The 16,308-nt window shown below is 59.4% G+C and carries 16 protein-coding genes; 11 read left to right on the top strand and 5 right to left on the bottom strand.

What is annotated here, in order from left to right; all coding sequences use genetic code 11:
- The first annotated feature begins 7 nt into the window (after positions 1-7).
- Entirely contained in the window at positions 8-469 is a 462-nt protein-coding gene (locus tag TX23_RS15225) for an LEA type 2 family protein (protein ID WP_057702889.1), read from the top strand.
- A gap of 151 nt (positions 470-620) precedes the next feature.
- Here TX23_RS15225 and TX23_RS15220 read toward each other — a convergent pair whose 3' ends face one another.
- Positions 621-1,547 carry a carbon-nitrogen hydrolase family protein gene (locus TX23_RS15220; RefSeq protein WP_057702888.1) on the bottom strand — a complete coding sequence of 309 codons (927 nt, stop codon included), beginning with the start codon at positions 1,545-1,547 and terminating at the stop codon, positions 621-623.
- Positions 1,548-1,637: 90 nt separating this feature from the next.
- Here TX23_RS15220 and TX23_RS15215 point away from each other — a divergent pair, with 90 nt between their 5' ends.
- A complete protein-coding gene (locus TX23_RS15215) occupies positions 1,638-2,558 on the top strand; it encodes a LysR family transcriptional regulator (protein ID WP_057702887.1) in 921 nt (306 codons plus the stop codon).
- Here TX23_RS15215 and TX23_RS15210 read toward each other — a convergent pair.
- The gene (locus tag TX23_RS15210) at positions 2,530-2,784 is read right to left on the bottom strand and encodes a hypothetical protein (RefSeq protein ID WP_003190904.1); all 255 of its coding nucleotides are present in this window, start codon (positions 2,782-2,784) and stop codon (positions 2,530-2,532) included. The genes TX23_RS15215 and TX23_RS15210 overlap by 29 nt on opposite strands.
- Positions 2,785-2,946: 162 nt before the next feature.
- On the opposite strand from TX23_RS15210, the gene TX23_RS15205 reads away from it, so the two are divergent.
- Positions 2,947-3,267, top strand: a complete 321-nt coding sequence (locus TX23_RS15205; protein WP_005788644.1) for a DUF883 family protein — start codon at positions 2,947-2,949, stop codon at positions 3,265-3,267.
- Between the two features lie 33 nt (positions 3,268-3,300).
- Here the strand turns inward: TX23_RS15205 and TX23_RS15200 are convergent, their stop codons facing one another.
- Entirely contained in the window at positions 3,301-4,338 is a 1,038-nt protein-coding gene (locus TX23_RS15200) for an Ldh family oxidoreductase (RefSeq protein WP_057702886.1), read from the bottom strand.
- A gap of 168 nt (positions 4,339-4,506) precedes the next feature.
- Here TX23_RS15200 and TX23_RS15195 point away from each other — a divergent pair, with 168 nt between their 5' ends.
- Positions 4,507-9,645: a dermonecrotic toxin domain-containing protein gene (locus tag TX23_RS15195; RefSeq protein WP_057702885.1), complete on the top strand. Its 5,139-nt coding sequence runs from the start codon at positions 4,507-4,509 to the stop codon at positions 9,643-9,645.
- A 20-nt stretch (positions 9,646-9,665) separates the two neighbouring features.
- Here the strand turns inward: TX23_RS15195 and TX23_RS15190 are convergent, their stop codons facing one another.
- Positions 9,666-9,935, bottom strand: coding sequence for a PepSY domain-containing protein (locus TX23_RS15190; RefSeq protein WP_057702884.1), 270 nt, complete (start codon positions 9,933-9,935; stop codon positions 9,666-9,668).
- Between the two features lie 147 nt (positions 9,936-10,082).
- Between TX23_RS15190 and TX23_RS15185 the strand changes: the two genes are divergently transcribed.
- Positions 10,083-11,078 (top strand): FecR family protein, encoded by a 996-nt coding sequence (locus TX23_RS15185; RefSeq protein WP_057702883.1) that lies wholly within the window; start codon positions 10,083-10,085, stop codon positions 11,076-11,078.
- Positions 11,079-11,317: 239 nt separating this feature from the next.
- On the opposite strand, the gene TX23_RS28030 is transcribed toward TX23_RS15185, so the two are convergent.
- Positions 11,318-11,482 carry a hypothetical protein gene (locus TX23_RS28030; RefSeq protein ID WP_157243919.1) on the bottom strand — a complete coding sequence of 55 codons (165 nt, stop codon included), beginning with the start codon at positions 11,480-11,482 and terminating at the stop codon, positions 11,318-11,320.
- Between the two features lie 62 nt (positions 11,483-11,544).
- On the opposite strand from TX23_RS28030, the gene TX23_RS15180 reads away from it, so the two are divergent.
- The 6 genes from TX23_RS15180 (at position 11,545) to TX23_RS15155 (ending at position 16,216) form a co-directional block, all read left to right on the top strand.
- Entirely contained in the window at positions 11,545-11,985 is a 441-nt protein-coding gene (locus tag TX23_RS15180) for a hypothetical protein (protein ID WP_057702882.1), read from the top strand.
- Positions 11,985-12,533, top strand: coding sequence for a hypothetical protein (locus TX23_RS15175; protein ID WP_057702881.1), 549 nt, complete (start codon positions 11,985-11,987; stop codon positions 12,531-12,533). Before TX23_RS15180 ends, TX23_RS15175 begins: the two co-directional genes overlap by 1 nt.
- 69 nt (positions 12,534-12,602) lie before the next feature.
- Positions 12,603-13,337 (top strand): hypothetical protein, encoded by a 735-nt coding sequence (locus TX23_RS15170; RefSeq protein ID WP_057702880.1) that lies wholly within the window; start codon positions 12,603-12,605, stop codon positions 13,335-13,337.
- A gap of 60 nt (positions 13,338-13,397) precedes the next feature.
- On the top strand, positions 13,398-14,078 hold the full coding sequence (locus TX23_RS15165) for a C39 family peptidase (RefSeq protein WP_057702879.1): 681 nt from the start codon (positions 13,398-13,400) through the stop codon (positions 14,076-14,078).
- Between the two features lie 37 nt (positions 14,079-14,115).
- The gene (locus TX23_RS15160) at positions 14,116-14,859 is read left to right on the top strand and encodes a hypothetical protein (protein WP_057702878.1); all 744 of its coding nucleotides are present in this window, start codon (positions 14,116-14,118) and stop codon (positions 14,857-14,859) included.
- Positions 14,860-14,908: 49 nt separating this feature from the next.
- Positions 14,909-16,216, top strand: a complete 1,308-nt coding sequence (locus tag TX23_RS15155; protein WP_057702877.1) for a hypothetical protein — start codon at positions 14,909-14,911, stop codon at positions 16,214-16,216.
- Positions 16,217-16,308 lie beyond the last annotated feature (92 nt).

Below are 16,308 nucleotides of genomic sequence, written 5' to 3'. Positions count from 1 at the left end.
CTTTTAAATGCGCAAGCTCATGGTTCTATCGTTGCTGTTGCTGACCTTGAGCGCTTGCGCGCTGTTCCCCAATCGCGACCCGGTAAATATCAACGTGGTGGGCATCGAGCCGCTGCAAAGCCAGGACCTGGAAGTGCGCTTTGCCGTGAAGCTGCGGGTGCAGAACCCCAATGAAACGGCAATCGACTACAACGGCGTGGCGCTGGACCTGGACGTCAATGGGCGACCGCTGGCGTCCGGGGTAAGTGACCAGGCCGGCAGCATCCCGCGTTTTTCCGAAAAGGTGCTGATGGTGCCTGTCAGCGTTTCGGCGTTCTCGGTGTTGCGCCAGACTCTCGGTCTGAGCCAGACCCAAAGCCTGAACAATCTGCCCTACGTGCTGCGCGGCAAACTGGCGGGCGGGTTATTCGACACCATGCGCTTTGTCGAGCATGGCACGCTGGATTTGCCCAACACCGCCACCTGGTGATGCGCGAGTGATCTGATCCTGGCAAGCCGTCTGTAGGAGCGAGCTTGCTCGCGAAAAACGTCAACGGTAACGCGTGTTTCCTGAATCAACGCGGCGCCTATGGGTTTTTCGCGAGCAAGCTCGCTCCTACAAAAGCCTGGGTTGGCCCGGTTCAATCAGTGATGTAGCGCACGCCGGGCTTGGCGCGTTCATCCACCGCCAACTCAAAAATATCCGGTCTGGCGTAATGCCCCACCACGTCATAGTCATAGCGTGCCCGCACCAAATCATCGGTATCGATGCGCGCCGTCAACAACCCCGTCTCCCCCAGCAACGGCCCTGCCAGAATGTCGCCCATGGGCCCCACAATTACGCTACCGCCGGCAATCAACGGGCGCTCTGCTGGCCAATTGGCAATCTCCACGCCCAACGCCTCGGGCGATGCCTGAACCTGGCAAGCGCTCACGACGAAACAGCGGCCTTCATGGGCAATATGCCGCATGCTTACCTGCCACATCTCACGCTCGTCCACGGTGGGCGCACACCACACTTGCACGCCCTTGGCATACATGGCCGTGCGCAACAGCGGCATCATGTTTTCCCAGCACACCGCACCGCCAATACGCCCGACAGCCGCGTCGATCACCGGCAAGGTTGAGCCGTCGCCCTTGCCCCAGATCAGCCGTTCAGTGCCGGTCGGCATGAGTTTGCGGTGCCTGGCGACCAAACCGCTCGACGGTTCGAAATACAGCACCGTGCAATACAGCGTGCTGCCACTGCGCTCGATCACGCCGAGCACCAGGCTGGCACCGGTGCGCGCCGACAAACCGGCCAGCGCCTCAGTCTCGACGCCCGGCACGTCGATGGCATTGGCAAAATACCGCGCAAAGGCTTCACGCCCCTCCGGCAGGCGATAGCCCAATTGCGTGCCGAAGCTTTCGCCCTTGGGATAGCCGCCCAGCAACGCCTCAGGCATCACCACCAACTGCGCGCCACTGCGCTGGATTTCATCTTCATAGGCCAGGATCTGCGCCAGGGTTTCAGCTTTGCCGCCAGGCAAGGAGCCGATTTGCAGGGCTGCAACGATCGATACGGGCATTACGCTCACTCCGCTAATAAGGGTTGCCCATTCTCCGGCCAGCCTCGATCATGAATAAAGATCACTTCAGTACTAAATGATATGACCCAGATGAATATCGCCCAGGTTGACCTGAACCTGCTGAAAACCTTCGAAGCCCTGCACGACGAGTCCAGCGCCAGCCGTGCGGCATTGCGCCTGGGCGTTACGCAATCGGCGATCAGCGCCGGCTTGCGGCGTTTGCGCGAACTGTATGGCGACCCGCTGTTCGTACGCACCGGCCGCGGGCTGGCGCCCACCCTGCGGGCCAATCAGTTGAAACCGGTGATCAGCGAGGCGTTGGACCGCTGCCGTCAAAGCCTGGCGATGACCAACCCGGATAACCCGCACTATCAGGGGCGTTCGGTGGTTTTAGGTCTGTCAGACGATTTCGAAATCGCCTACGGCAGGCCACTGATGGACGCCATCGCAGAGCGCCTGCCGAAACTGCGGGTGATCTTTCGCCAAACCCACAGCCAGATCGTTGCAGGCGCCCTGCTCGACCGCAACCTGGACCTGGCCATCACCGCAGGCGGGTTTGCCGAGCGCAGGTTGAGTCGGCAAGTGCTGGGCGAAGGTGACTACTGTTGCCTGGTGGACCCAGGCAGTCTGGTGCCCGGCCAACAAGGGCTGGAACTCGCAGAGTTCATCGCACGCGACCATGTGCTGGTGTCATCAGGCGGGTTTATCGGTATTACCGATGAAGGCTTGGCGGCGCAGGGCTTGAGCCGCCAGGTGTGCGCGTCTACCAGCCACTTCGCGGCGCTGCCGTACCTGCTCAAAGGCAGCACGGCGGTGGCGACGATCCCCGGCCACGCGGCCGAGGCGATTGCGCAGATGACCGGCTTGCGTGTGCTGCCCTGCCCGCTGGCACTGCCGCATTACCCGGTGGAGTTGGGCTGGCGAACCCAGGCCCAGCTGGACCCGCTGTTGCTCAAGGTTCGCGAGGCGATTGTGGCGTGCTTTACTTCGCCGCAGCCATCAGCTTGTTGACTTCGCTGCGCACCATGTTGGAAAACTCCGGCGGCGACATGCCGTCAAGTTCGGCACGCACCCACTCGGCCCATTTGCCCTTGCGCTTGGCGCGCTCGCCGAACAAACGGGCGGCTTCGCCCTTGGCTTTGCCCAGGTTGGTTTGCCACAGGTCGTAGAGGCGCGACTTTTCGTCTTCCAGCTCGGCGCGTTCGGCGAGGGTCTTGTTGGCGAGATTGAAGCTCATGTTGAATTACCTGCTGCACAAATGGGTGACATCTTACACTGTAGGCCCAAAGGTCCTGATTCCCATTGTGCCCCAAATGCACGGCTCGCAAAATAACTGCAACTTTTGCCGCTGCCCGATACTCCATTGTTCACTGTCACATTCACTTGCAAGGAGTCACACATGGCCCGCAAAACCGCCGCCCAAGCCGTCGAAGAACAAATCAAGGATCAAGCCTTCAGCGAACTGACCGCGCTGATCGAAGAATCGGACAAACTGCTCAAAAGCAGCGCATCCCTGGTGGGCGAGGAAGGTGAAACCCTGCGCGAGCAGGTCGCCATCAAACTCAAGCAAGCCCTGGATTCGGTGTCCAGCGTCCGTGAGCGCAGCAAGCCTGTGGTGGATGCCACCGAGACCTATATCGGCGGTCACCCATGGCAGACCGTGGCCATTTCCGCAGGCTTTGGCCTGGTGGTGGGTCTGCTGTTGGGTCGTCGTCACTGATCAGCACGGGCTGCGCCCATGGCGCAGCCTGTTTCATCCCGCCGCCAATTCTCGCAGCTGTCGAAGATCCTGCGCCTCAAGCTCTATGCCTGCTTCCTGCGACTTCGCCCGTGTGCGATGGCGCCGATCCCCCGGCAAACGCCGCAACCCTGCCGCATGCATCTGCCGCACCAGTTCCTGGCTGCGCTCGGCGAAGCTTTGCCCGGCGGTCTTGCTCGGATCAATCACTATCAGCAGCTGGCCGGTCCAGGGCGTACGCGCTCCCGGATGCTCGGCCCAATTGAATTCGAACGAAAAATTGCCGCCAGTCAGCGCCGCCGCCAGCAACTCGACCATCATCGACAAGGCCGAACCCTTATGCCCACCGAACGGCAACAGCGCGCCACCTTCCAGAATGGCTTTCGGGTCCTGGGTCGGCTGGCCCAGGCTATCGACGCCCATGCCCGGCGGTAGCCGTTCGCCTTTGCGCGCGGCAATCTGCACGTCGCCGTGGGCGATGGCGCTGGTAGCCAGGTCGAACACAATCGGGGCGCCATCAGCCCTCGGCGCGGCAAACGCGATGGGGTTGGTGCCGAACAACGGGCGATCAGCACCATGGGGCACCACGCACGTCATGCTGTTGACCACACTGAGCGCCACCAGCCCTTGTTCGGCAAAGGGTTCGACATCCGGCCACAAGGCGGCAAAGTGATGGGAGTTGTGGATGGCCAGTAACGCAATACCAGCGCTGCGGGCCTTGCTCACCAGCAACGCACGCGCCGCCTCCAGAGCCGGTTGGGCAAACCCATTGGCGGCGTCGACCCGTACGAAGCCTGACGCAACGTCGGTGACGATTGGCACGGCGGTGCCGTTGACCCAGCCGCTGGCCAGAGTCGACAGGTAACCGGGGATACGAAAAATACCGTGGCTATGAGCGCCATCACGTTCAGCACTGGCGCAGTTATGCGCGAGGATGGCCGCCACTTCTGGCGAGGTCCCGTGCCTGACGAAAATCTGTTGGAGCAACTCCACAAGCTCAGTGAAGCCGATCAAGGTTGAAGACGTGGCGACTGTCGGAGACTGCGCAGACATTTGAAGCTCCGTTTTTATGATTGGAAGGGGCAACGAATGGACATCCAGGCCGTCGATTAAACACCACCCACAGCGCCCGCTGTCAACTTGACGTGACTCAATAGTTACCGCTGCCGGCCCAAGGTCCCTGGCTACCGTGTGTTTCCCTATTCCCGCTGGAGACAGGCGATGACCCGCGTCACCCCGCCGTATTTTTTTGCCGAATTCCTGCTGCCCGTTAATCGCTCCACACTGAGCGAGCGCGAACGCGCCCTGGGGCTCACCGTCAAGGACCTGGAATGGCTGCACGGCGTGTATTACGCCAGCGACGCAGGGCGCCAGGACAGTCGCCTGCAAAGTCCCCCCATGCGTGTCGAAAGGCTCTTGATCAATATGGCAGGGCAAACGGCGATTCCACTCGCGGGGGCGTTTGTGATGAGCCCCAGCCCGGACGGTGCCAAGGCCCTGCTATACACCCCCTATGGCGGTATTGAGGTATTTGACAGCCATGCGTCAATGCTCACCGAGGTCAGCCAGGCGTTGGCCGATGGAGTACAGCGCGAGGAGCTGCTCAGTTTCCTGTCGATTGCACAGCGCAACAGCCTGCCGGCGGGCAGCGTCTTGACGCTGACGACCTCGCCGGTGTTGGGTGCGGTCATGGAAGACCAGGAACAAGCCCTGCAAGCCTGCCAACGAGCCAACGTGCAGTCAGTGCTTGAGCAATTGCAGAAAACCCCTACCCTGTCCGACATGCTCGATACAGTGCTTGGGATCATGGCGCACCCTTATTTCCCGGGCCTGGATCAACGTCAAACGCGGGTAAACTGCTTTATCCAAAGCCCGACAGATACCGACCGACGCTGGGTCGAGTCCCTGCCGCTACGTGAAGCGCTCCTGCAGTTCTATCTCAAACATGCGTGGCCCGTGGGGCAAACCCGCGACTTTATCAACCCCAAACACGTCACCAGCCAGTTCAGCCAGCCCCAGTTGGAGCAAGATCGCGAGCATTGGGAAACCCTCATCGAGCAGACCTCCGGCACGCTGTCCAAACTGCTCGACAGCCTGCTGCAGACCTACTGGAACGAAGACATCGACAACGGCACCTCGCGTCTTGAGCTGTTCGCACAGGTGCTGGCTGACAAATTGCGCCTCGACGTGCTGCTCAAGCGTCAGATCGACATCCTCAGTGCCGATGAAAGCCATATGCTGCAGGCCCTGTTCCTCAGCGACCAAGGCGCTCGTAGCGCCTACGCCGCCGATCTGAGCGTGGAGAAAGTGCGCATCTATGCGCCCTACCAGCACTATGTTGAGCTGGCCAGTACCCTGATGCTGAACCAGAACCATGCCTACCTTTACACCCAATCACGTGGCTTGCAGGTACTCCAGGACCTGGATGACCTCAAAGACACGTTATTGAGTATGCTCACCGCCGCCGGGCACGAAGATGAACTGCTCAATTTCCTGTCTCTGGATGAGCGTAATATCTTTCTCGGCCTGGACCAGATAAACGTTGCTGCGCGCTCCATCACCGGGCATGTGTTCACCGGCATGATCGAAGACATCGCCGCCAAGCAGATCAGTAATATGAACCATGCCCTGGGCCTCTATCGCAGCAGCGCCGGTCAGGTGGACCTGGAGGCATTGCTCGATTACGCCCTGGACATCCGCACGATGCTCGACAATCGCCTGGCCGACCTGGACACCGATGGGCGCTGGACGACACATCCCGTGAGCAGCGGCAATGGTCGCCCCTCCACCGTTCAGGCCGAGCGCGCCAAGCTGCAGTTGCAAAGCCTGCAAGCTGCCGAGCAAGGGTTGCGTATTGAGCGCATCAAGCATCCGACATTGCGCAGCATGGCCGCCCTGGCCCTGAATACGCAATTGCACACGCGACAACTGGACCTCAAGGCTGATGAGGTCTTTGTCAACACTTACCCCTCCCGCGCCGAGCAGCGCGAGGAGCGCCCAACCGTTTCGTCTCTGAGCATGGTAGAACATTTCATCGAGCGCCTGGGCCAGGAGGGCAATCCACTGCCCGTGACTTCCAGGCTTGGCTTTTACAAACAAATCGCCCCGCGTATCGCCCTGAAGCTCAACAACTTGCCCATCAAAACCTTCAACGACATCATCGAACAGGTGTTGAAGGTATTTGCCGGCCACGAGATGCGTGAGCTGCCGCGCCTGTTCCTGAACAACACTCGCGATAAACACGCACACTCGATGCTGCTGGGCTTGCGCAGCGAGGCTGAACTGCGGCGGCTGATTAAAACGCTGTCGCCCGGCAGCCATGCCATCCTTGATGCGGTCCTGCGCACCGACAGCCTGGTGCGACTGACCCGTCATGGGCTCAACGGGTTTCTGCCGGATGCTTATTCGCTATCGTTGCAGCGGGGCACGTCCGATGCGCTGCTGCCGTTGGCCAACCTGTTTGTTCTGACCGAGCGTGGCGGCCTTGACCCCAGGCATTCGGGCCAGGCGATCCTGTGGACGCCCCGGCGTAGTCATGAGGTGTTCCCATCGATTTCAGCCCTGCGCGAATCACTCGTCCAGCGCCTGGCGCATCCGATCAAACGACTGACACTGCTGGAGAATCTGCGATTGTCCCAACGCGTGCCCCATCAGGAGTATCGCCTCGGTCCGCTGCAACGCATTGACGATAACCTGCTGGACAATCGCCTGACGAGCTACGGCGAAAACGTCATGGACGCCGTGGATCATTTGCTGGAGATGGACCTGCCGGCGCGCGCCGTACAGGACCGCCTGGATGCGATCCTGGAGACCCCTGCGCCCACCAATCTGGCACGGGCCAGCGCGCTGGCCGAGGCGATGATCACTCAACAGGCCCTGCCGGTGTGGCTGGCAATGGCGCCTTCCGAGGAGCAGATCTACCATGCCGAACTGCTTGAGCAATACCACAACAGCGCGCCGGATGAAGAAGACTACCTGCATGGCATCCCGACCATTCGCGAACATACGTTTTCCGAGTTGCTGAGACTGCTTCAAGCGCGCTTTCCCAAGCAGGCCATCAGCCCCGATGACGTGTTGATTCCGACGCATCAGGCGCTCGATATCCATGAATACAACTTGACCGATTTTGCCTTGCGCCACTGGCCGGACTTGAACAGCCAGATTATCCGTCCGCGCTCGCGCACCGCCACACCGTTACCCGACAGCCTGGATGCCAGCGCGGTGATTCAGATGGTCCGCCAGTTGGACTTGCAATCGGCCTACCAGAAGCGGCTCCACGCCGAACTGGGCACCGACACAGAGGCCGCAGCCAAGCGCCGACGTCTGTTCTGCCAGCAATTGCCTTGGCAGGTGTTGCATTACGCCCATGAGCAACACCTGCAAGAACGCCTGTCGACCCAGGGCCTGAGTTTGGTCCAGCAGGCGTTCGATATGCCTGACGCCCTGGCACGTGCGGCGCTGACAGGCGCGTCGACACTGATTCGGCCCGTGGAACTGGTGGCGACCGCCGGCGCCACTGCCGCCAAGGTACTGGGTATGTACCTGATCAACGCGCAAGATAAAGCGCAAGGACCTGTGGTGCTATATGCGCCCTACAGTGAACAGCATGTACTCAAGCAATACGACAGCGAGCAAGCGCTGCTGGATGAGCTGGAAAGACCCGGAGCCCTGCAGGACTGGGTCATTGCGCACCTGGAAGATCCGCATCAGGCCGTTTACCGCAACCTGCTGCAAAACAACCGACATCGCCCCTCGGAGATTCGCCTTGCCTCATCAGCGATAACCGGCAACCTGCTGCACTACCTGTTCAGTGAAAACACGCTGATCCTGCTCAGAATGCTCGCCTGCCAATTCGAAGAGGGCGCCAAGTTGCTCTGGGACAAAGCGGTCGGCCTGTTCGGCACGGGCATTCCGACAGCGGTGCACTTCATGGCGGGCAAACTAGCCTATCCGCTGGTGGTTTGGCGCTGCTACACGCTGATCAAGCGCTCGATGGAAGCGCTGCAGCTGCACCAGTGGAAGGCCGCGATGAAGGATTTCATTCTGGCCGTGGCGCAAATGGCCGCCTTGTACAGCGAACTTGATGGCAGCGAACCCCCGCCGCCCGATGACGCTGACATCGTCGACTGGCCGGAAGGTAAACTGCCCATGGTCAAAATCCCGGCGCTACGCGACGTCACCGCGCCGTCGCGTACGCGGTTGCAGCCTTTCGAGGGCAATGACATTGCGCTGAAGGATCTTGAGTGGGACACCGTCACCCATGTCTACAAGGATAAAAAACGCGGCAAAGATTATGTACCGCTTGCCGGCAAGGTGTACTCGATAAAGAAAACCAGCGAACACTGGCGACTGGAAAACGACGACACGCCGGGGCCCTACATCGGCCGTAACTCAGAGGGCAATTGGGTGTTGGACCTGAGCGTGCACCAACCGCGCTTCGGCCAGACCTGGACGCGCCAGAAAACGCAGCGCGCCGAACGACACGAAATCAACATTGAAGCGCGAGGCATAAGGGCGATTGCAGCACTGGCCAGCTGGAAAGCCCAAGCCATCGACGAAGCGTTGAATGTAGCGATTTACTACGCCGTCACCTGCAAGCGCAACATCGAGTACTTTGCCAAGCTGCTCACCCCTGATAGCCGCGTGGGCCTGTTTTTATGCGACTTGTTCGGCACCAGCAATATGAACCCGGGCCAGGTGCAGAAAATCGAGAACATCCTCGATGGGATACTCGATGAACTCAGCGACCCCAGCTTGATCGGCCCTGACTCGATGCGCTTTATCAGCGGGCGCAGCCTCACCGATGCCAACAACGAATACGCCATGATTTTGGTCGGTGACAGCGAACGAAAAGTGTATTTATTCGAACGTTTCTTCGATCCCGACCTGACTGACTACATCGACAGGCTGAGCACTCCCTTCGACATGTACGCGCACGCCAGGGCCTCTACGCTGATTCATGAGCTCACGCACTTGCGCTTCAAGACCGAAGACATCGCCTACCTGCGGAGCATGGAGCCGTTTCGCGACTTGATTGACACGGCCAAGCCTGGTGCTCAGGCGGTGAGGACCCGTCAGGATGATTTGCAAACGACTGCATTGTCCACTCTGACGCCGGACAGGATGCTGTTCAAGACGTGGGATGATGTGGCGAAGACCTGGCAGGATTACGGCTTTTTCAAGACCACCCATTACCTGAAGCGTAAAGTCCTGGATGTTACCGGCGCCCGTGATCTGGCTGAGGCCAGACAAATTTTCATGAGCAATACCGACAAACGCATTGATGTGATTTTATCCAATGCCGATTCAGTCACTTACTTGATTACGCATCTGGGGCGCCTGCTGGATGAGGGGGCCTGAGCAGGCCCCCCGCACACGAATCAATCTTTCTGGTCACGCAGGACATTGCCCGAGGCGCCATCGATCCTGGCTTCATACACTACGCCATCGGATTTACGGCCTTTGACTTCCCAGTAGCCGTCGTTATCGGCTTCGGCGGCGTAGACCTCAACATAACCAGCCTTGGTCTTCGCTACTTCAATGGCTTTTTCGATGGTAATCCAGCCTGCACCCGGCTTGTCTGCCAACGCAGCGCCGGCGCTCAACAACGCGGTGCTTGCACACAGGGCGGCTAAGGTTTTCTTCAACATTTTCGTACTCCTTGGTGGATGACAGTGTGTTTCCTGATTTTTTAGGTGCGTTTAAACAAGAATAAGTTCCAATTGATATGCAATCGCCATGATGCTGTTCTCGTCGTAGGGCTCCAGGGGTAGAATGCGGGAAATCAGGATGAGTAAATGAGCGAAAAGCCCCTTTCAGAAGCCGAATACGACGCCATCACCGACGCGGCTGCGCATTGGTGTATGCGTGTGCACGCCAGCGACTGCACGACGGCCGAACGTCAGGCTTTCGAACAGTGGCACGATGCCCATCCGTTGCACGCTTTCGAATACGCCGCGATGCTCGAAATCTGGGACGTGGCCGATCATTTGCCCCGCAGCGCGCCTGCCTCGGTTGTAGTGCCGCTCAAGCCTCGCAAACGCTGGCGCTCTTATGCGGTTGCAGCATCCATCTGCCTTGGCGCTCTACCGCTGGCCGCCTTCACCGGTTGGGAAGCCGGTTGGTTGCCAAGCTCATATGAGCGGTTTGACGCCACCAACGGGCTGCGCAAAGTCACGCTCGGCGACGGCAGCGAAGTGGAGCTGAACCTGGGCACCGAGCTGGTCTACAGCCGCTACAAGGATCGGCGCCAGGTGAAGTTGAACAAGGGCGAAGCGTTTTTCAACGTCACCCACGACAGCGAGCACCCGTTTATCGTGCAGGCTGGCGAAGGCAAGGTTCGGGTCACGGGCACCCAGTTCAATGTCTGGAAGTACGAGGACCAGGTGCGGGTGATGTTGCTGGAAGGCTCGGTGCAGATCACCAGCGACGCGGTGCATGGCGGCGTGCCGCTGACCCCGGGGATGCAGGCCAGTTACCACCGCGGCGACGCCACCCCGCAAGTCGCCGCGATCAAACCCAATGACCCTGCGCTTGCCTGGCGTACAGGCAAGCTGGTGCTCGACAACCTGGCGTTGGCCGATGCGTTGCCGCTGATCAACCGATACCTGAACAAACCGGTGATGCTGGCGGACGCCGGCACCGGGAGCATTCGCATTGGTGGCATCTACAACCTCAGCGAGGTCAACAACCTCATCCCTTCCCTGCCCAAGGTCCTGCCGGTCTACCTGACCCGCAACCAGGATGGCAATCCCGTACTCAACGCCATCCCCGGCAAAAAGCCCCGGGGCTGAGGCGTAATGCCGTTCAGTTAAGCGTGTATCGCCCTCCTGTAGGAGCGAGCTTGCTCGCGAAAAACGTCAACGATAACGCGAGTTTCCTGAATCAGCGCGGCGCCTATGGGTTTTTCGCGAGCAAGCTCGCTCCTACCAAAGCCTTAACTGAACGGCATTACGGGGCTCAGGCGCGCTTCTTACTTTCGTGTCCACTTTTGAAACACCTCGGTGCGCTGAATCGCCCAGCGGCTGCGGATTCATGCGTCTGTCATGAACACTGTTTCATCGCTGATACAGTTGACGAGTGTGGCCCGGCATATCGCGCCGACCGGCGACTGTTTCACGCCTGAAACACCGCCATCGGGGATGCGCGCGGAAAAATCCCAACCTCCTGAATTTTCAACATAAACAAAAAGCGGCACGGGTTCTGCTCTTTCCCTGATAACGCTGTTTAGGGTCAGCGTTCAGAACAAGGAATGCCGCCGTGATCACACTCACACACGCCTCGATAAACGTATTGCTGATCAGCTGCGTGCTCAGCGCCGGTATCAGCCATGCAGGCGATGGCGTTATCGTGACAGGGCGAACCGTGCAGGGTCACATGTACGGACGCACTTCCCTCCCCGATCCATACCCCGCCACTGCCAACGCCAACCCCAGCAAAGAGATCATGAGTGCCACCTCCGGCGAACTCAGTGATCTGGACATCGGCGGCATTCGCAGCGGTTCGGGCCTTGCTCGCTCCATCCAACCCAGCAGCAACCTCTCTGGCCTGAACGCTACGCAAAACAGCCTGTCGACCCAGGGCGCCGGTGCAGCCGCCGGCCATGGCGCGGGCAGCAGCATGGCTGGGCAGATCAATGGTTCGATCCAGCGCGGTATGGCGCCCTTGAACAACCTGGGCAACATGCTGGGGGGCAAGTAATGAAGCGCCTTCTGTTGATGATCGCCCTGCTGGGCAGCGCCTCGGCCATGGCCGACAACGCCGCCGTGATCAACAACAGCGGCCAACAGTATGAAGGCGTGCTGTCGATCAACCAGGCGGCAGGCAACCAGCAACAGATGTCCAACAGTCGCGCCATCGCCCTCGATGGTCAGGCCACCAACGTGAATATCCAGCGGCTCGACGGCAAGGTCGACCCGTCCTTGAATGCCAAGGTGGCGATTCAGGGGGCTTCATTTATCAATGGCAACGGCGTGCTGGGCGTTAACCAGTCGGCCGGTGCCAATAACCAATCGATCAACGCGGTGCGGATCAGCCTCAACCCTGGCCCGCAAAGCATCGATGACAGCGTCCTGTTGCAACAGAACACGACGCAGTTGACCGACTCAGGGCTCACCCCCACCACTGGCAGCCGCCAGGTCGCGATCAGCGACCAGGCCTTCACCGGCAGCCGAGGAGTGATTCAGGTGAACCAGAGTGCCGGGGTGGGGAACCGAGTGGCTAACACCCTGGGCATCACTATCAAGTAACCGCTTGGTAGACGTTAGTTAGACCGTACCAACACTTAACCCAACTAATTAGAAGCAAGGAGAAACACCATGAAACCTCAAATGGCGCTCAAACCAATGGTTTTCGCTCTCGCCGCGCTCATGGCTGCTGCCGCTCAAGCGGGTGGCTGGCATCCAACCCCACAACCTACCGGTACTGTGGCCGCTGTGGTCACTGACGTACAAAAAAGCGAACACAACAAATTCGACGACACCAACACCGATAACAATGCATCAGCCAAAAATTCGATAAATAGCAACAACGGTAATGTCGGGGTCAACGCACAATCAGGTTCCGGCAACCAGGCTGACAACGCCGGCGCCATCTCCAGCGCCAAAGGCGACTTCGCCACCGTGTTTGCCGTAATCGATGTAGACCAAGGCAGCTCGCATAACAACTTCGTCAATAAAGGCACGCAAAACAACGCCTCTCTAGAGGGCTCCATCACCGGCAACTCCGGCAACGTGGGTTACAACGGCCAGGCCGGCCAGGGCAACCAGGGTAAAAACAACCTGGCCATCACCACCGCTGACGGCAAGAACATCGCAGCGGCTTCCAATACCGAGCAGAACTCGCTCAACAACAGCTACCTGAACACGGCCGCCAGCAGCCATGGTTATGGCAAGCCTCAGTACGTGTCCAACAACGCAAGCCTCGAAAACTCGATTAACCGCAACTCCGGCAACATAGGCGCCAACCTGCAATCCGGTGCGGGCAACCAGGGCAGCAACAGCCTGTCGATCGGCCAGGGTTGCAGCGTCTGCGCCAGCGGCGTGCGCTTCTGATTCAACGGGGCCTTGGCGACAAGGCCCTTTTTATTCCAGTGTCCAACAGGTCATTCGATCATGCGTCTCGCGACCCTCACCCTCTTGATGTTGCTCACCGGCACGACGTGGGCAGGCACCATGGCAATTTCCGCCATGCCCGGCGGTGCGGTGATTTTCAAGAAGGTCGAGAGCATCCGTGAGCGCCGGTTCGCCAACCTGGTGGAACAGAAAACCGATTTCAGCTGTGGTGCCGCGGCACTCGCCACCATCCTGCGCCAGGCCTATTGGCTGGACGTCGACGAAGACCACATCATCAAAGGGATGCTGGTCACTGCCGACCAGGACCTGGTGCGTACCCAGGGCTTTTCCATGCTGGACATGAAGCGTTACCTCGAAAGCATCGGTATGCGTGCCCGCGGCTACAAGATCGCCCCCGATACCCTGGTGACGGTAAAGATTCCCGTGGTGGTGCTGCTGGAAATTCGTGGCTACAAGCACTTTGTGGTGCTGCAGCGGGCCGACAAGGACTGGGTGTATATCGGCGACCCTGTGCTGGGGCACAAGCGCTATTCCCGTGACGACTTCGTCAAAGGCTGGAATGGCATTGTGTTTGCCGTGCTGGGCGAAGGTTACGACAAGACCAACGTCTTGCTCGACCCTCCCACACCGCTGACCGCCAAGAACCAGTTGAACGAGTTCCGGCCCGTGGGCGATGCCGAGTTGATGGATTTCGGTTTTATCCAGAGCGACTTCTTCTAGAAGCGCAATAAGGGGCAGGACGCCCCAGGAGCAGCAGATGAACACTTTCCGTTGGCTGACGGTCTTGTGTCTGGCAGCCGCTATGCCCGCCTATGCTTCATCGGCTTTCAAACCGATCGAACTCAAGGATGCAGAGATGGCCGAGTTGCGCGGCCGCTACGTCATGCCGGGGCGGATCATCAGCTTCGGCATTGTCATGAGCAGCACCTGGACCAACGCTGTCGGTGACCGCATTACCGGCGCGGCCAACATGCAAATCGACAAAACCACTGTTACCCCGCAGTTCTATGTGCAAACCACCGGTTCGACGGGTAACGGCAGCCTGCCAAACACCGGCACCGGTAACGTGGTCGGTGGCGCCGGGCTCAGCAGCGGCCAGGGTGTGACCCAAAGTGTGCGCACCGCAGGCGATAGCAACACCGCCTACAACGATGTGGGCATCAACATCGAGAATGGCGTCGCCCCCGCCAGTAACCTGCAAACGGGGCAAGTGCTGGTCGCCGGCGGCACCGTGACCGGTGACAGTGCGGCGGGCCGCGTCAGCGTTTCGGCCAACAATGGCGGCGTGCAGATGGCGATCCAGGCCAACCATAACCAGGGCAATAGCCTGCAACAGATCGGCGGCGGCAACGTGCTGCAGGGTACGGTGCTGACCGGCAACAGCAACCTTGTCAGAAACATTACACAACTCAACGTCGTGATGAACAATACCGGCTTGAACAACGGCGCGTTGAACTGCAATTTGGATCAACTCAAAGGCCTACGCACGCTCGGTTATTGAACTACGCTGACCCTCGACACTTTCGCATTAGAAAAGGACGGCTTATTTCATGCATCGATCGTTATCGCTACGTGCGGTGGTTTGTTTGAGTACGCTCTTGCCCGCATCCGTGCTGTATGCCGCGCCAGACGCCGATATCGAAACCCTGAAAAAGGAACTTCTGGAACTCAAGCAACGCTACGACGTGCAACAAAAAGCCTTGGCCGTGCTGGAGCAACGCGTGCGCCAGGTAGAAGATCAACCGGTAGCGCCCGCCCCCAGACGCCTGGCCAAATCACCTGCCGACTTCAAACAAGGTGCTAACGCTGTCGCCGCCACGGGCACGGGTGCCGCCGCAGCGTCGGGTGGTGCAGGCGGTGGCGGCAGCTCTTACGGCCAATCCCTCAAGGACGACTCGGCCCCTGCGCAAAGTGTGAGCAACCTGTACAACGAGGCCAGCGGCTTTTTCGGCAACGGCAAGTTCAGCGTGGAAACCGGCATCACCTATGCCCGTTACGATGCACGTCAATTGACGCTGAATGGCTTCCTGGCGCTGGACTCGATCTTCCTGGGCAATATCAACCTGGACAGGATCAAGTCCGACAGTTGGACCCTGGACCTTACCGGGCGCTACAACGTAGACAACCGCTGGCAGTTCGATCTGAACGTACCCGTGGTATACCGCGACTCGACCTACCAGTCCGGCGGCGCCGGCAACGATGCCACCGCCACCTCCGAAGGCTCAGTGACTCGCGACCCGACCATCGGCGATGTCAACTTTGGCGTGGCCTACAAGTTCCTCGACGAAACCTCGACTTTGCCGGATGCGGTGGTATCGGTGCGCGTCAAGGCGCCGACGGGCAAGGAGCCTTTTGGCATCAAACTGGTCCAGCAACCGAACAACGACAACCTCTACGTACCCGAAAGCCTGCCCACGGGCAACGGGGTCTGGTCGGTTACACCGGGCATTTCCCTGGTCAAAACCTTCGACCCGGCCGTGCTGTTCGGTTCGTTGTCATACACCCACAACTTTGAAGACTCCTTCGATGACATCAGCAGTCAAGTCAATCAGAAGGTAGGAGGCAAGGTACGCCTGGGCGACAGTTTCCAGTTTGGTGTCGGTGTGGCGTTCGCCTTGAACGAGAAGATGAGCATGTCGTTCTCGGTTTCCGATCTGGTGCAGCGCAAAAGCAAGCTCAAGCCGGACGGCGGCGACTGGCAATCGGTGGTGTCCAGCGATGCCAACGCCGGTTATTTCAACGTGGGTATGACGATTGCAGCCTCGGATAACCTGACCATCGTGCCGAACCTGGCGATTGGGATGACGGATGATGCGCCGGACTTTACGTTCAGCCTGAAATTCCCGTACTACTTCTGATCGAGAGGCGAACGCTTAAAAATGTAGGAGCGAGCTTGCTCGCGAAAAACTCATAGGCGCCGCGTTCATTCAGGAAACACGCGTTATCGTTG

Origin of the sequence: Pseudomonas paralactis (assembly GCF_001439735.1) — a bacterium.
In the GTDB taxonomy this organism is placed as follows: Bacteria; Pseudomonadota; Gammaproteobacteria; order Pseudomonadales; family Pseudomonadaceae; genus Aquipseudomonas; species Aquipseudomonas paralactis.
The sequence above is the reverse complement of the archived record's forward strand: the minus strand, read 5'-3'. Positions and strand labels throughout refer to the sequence as shown.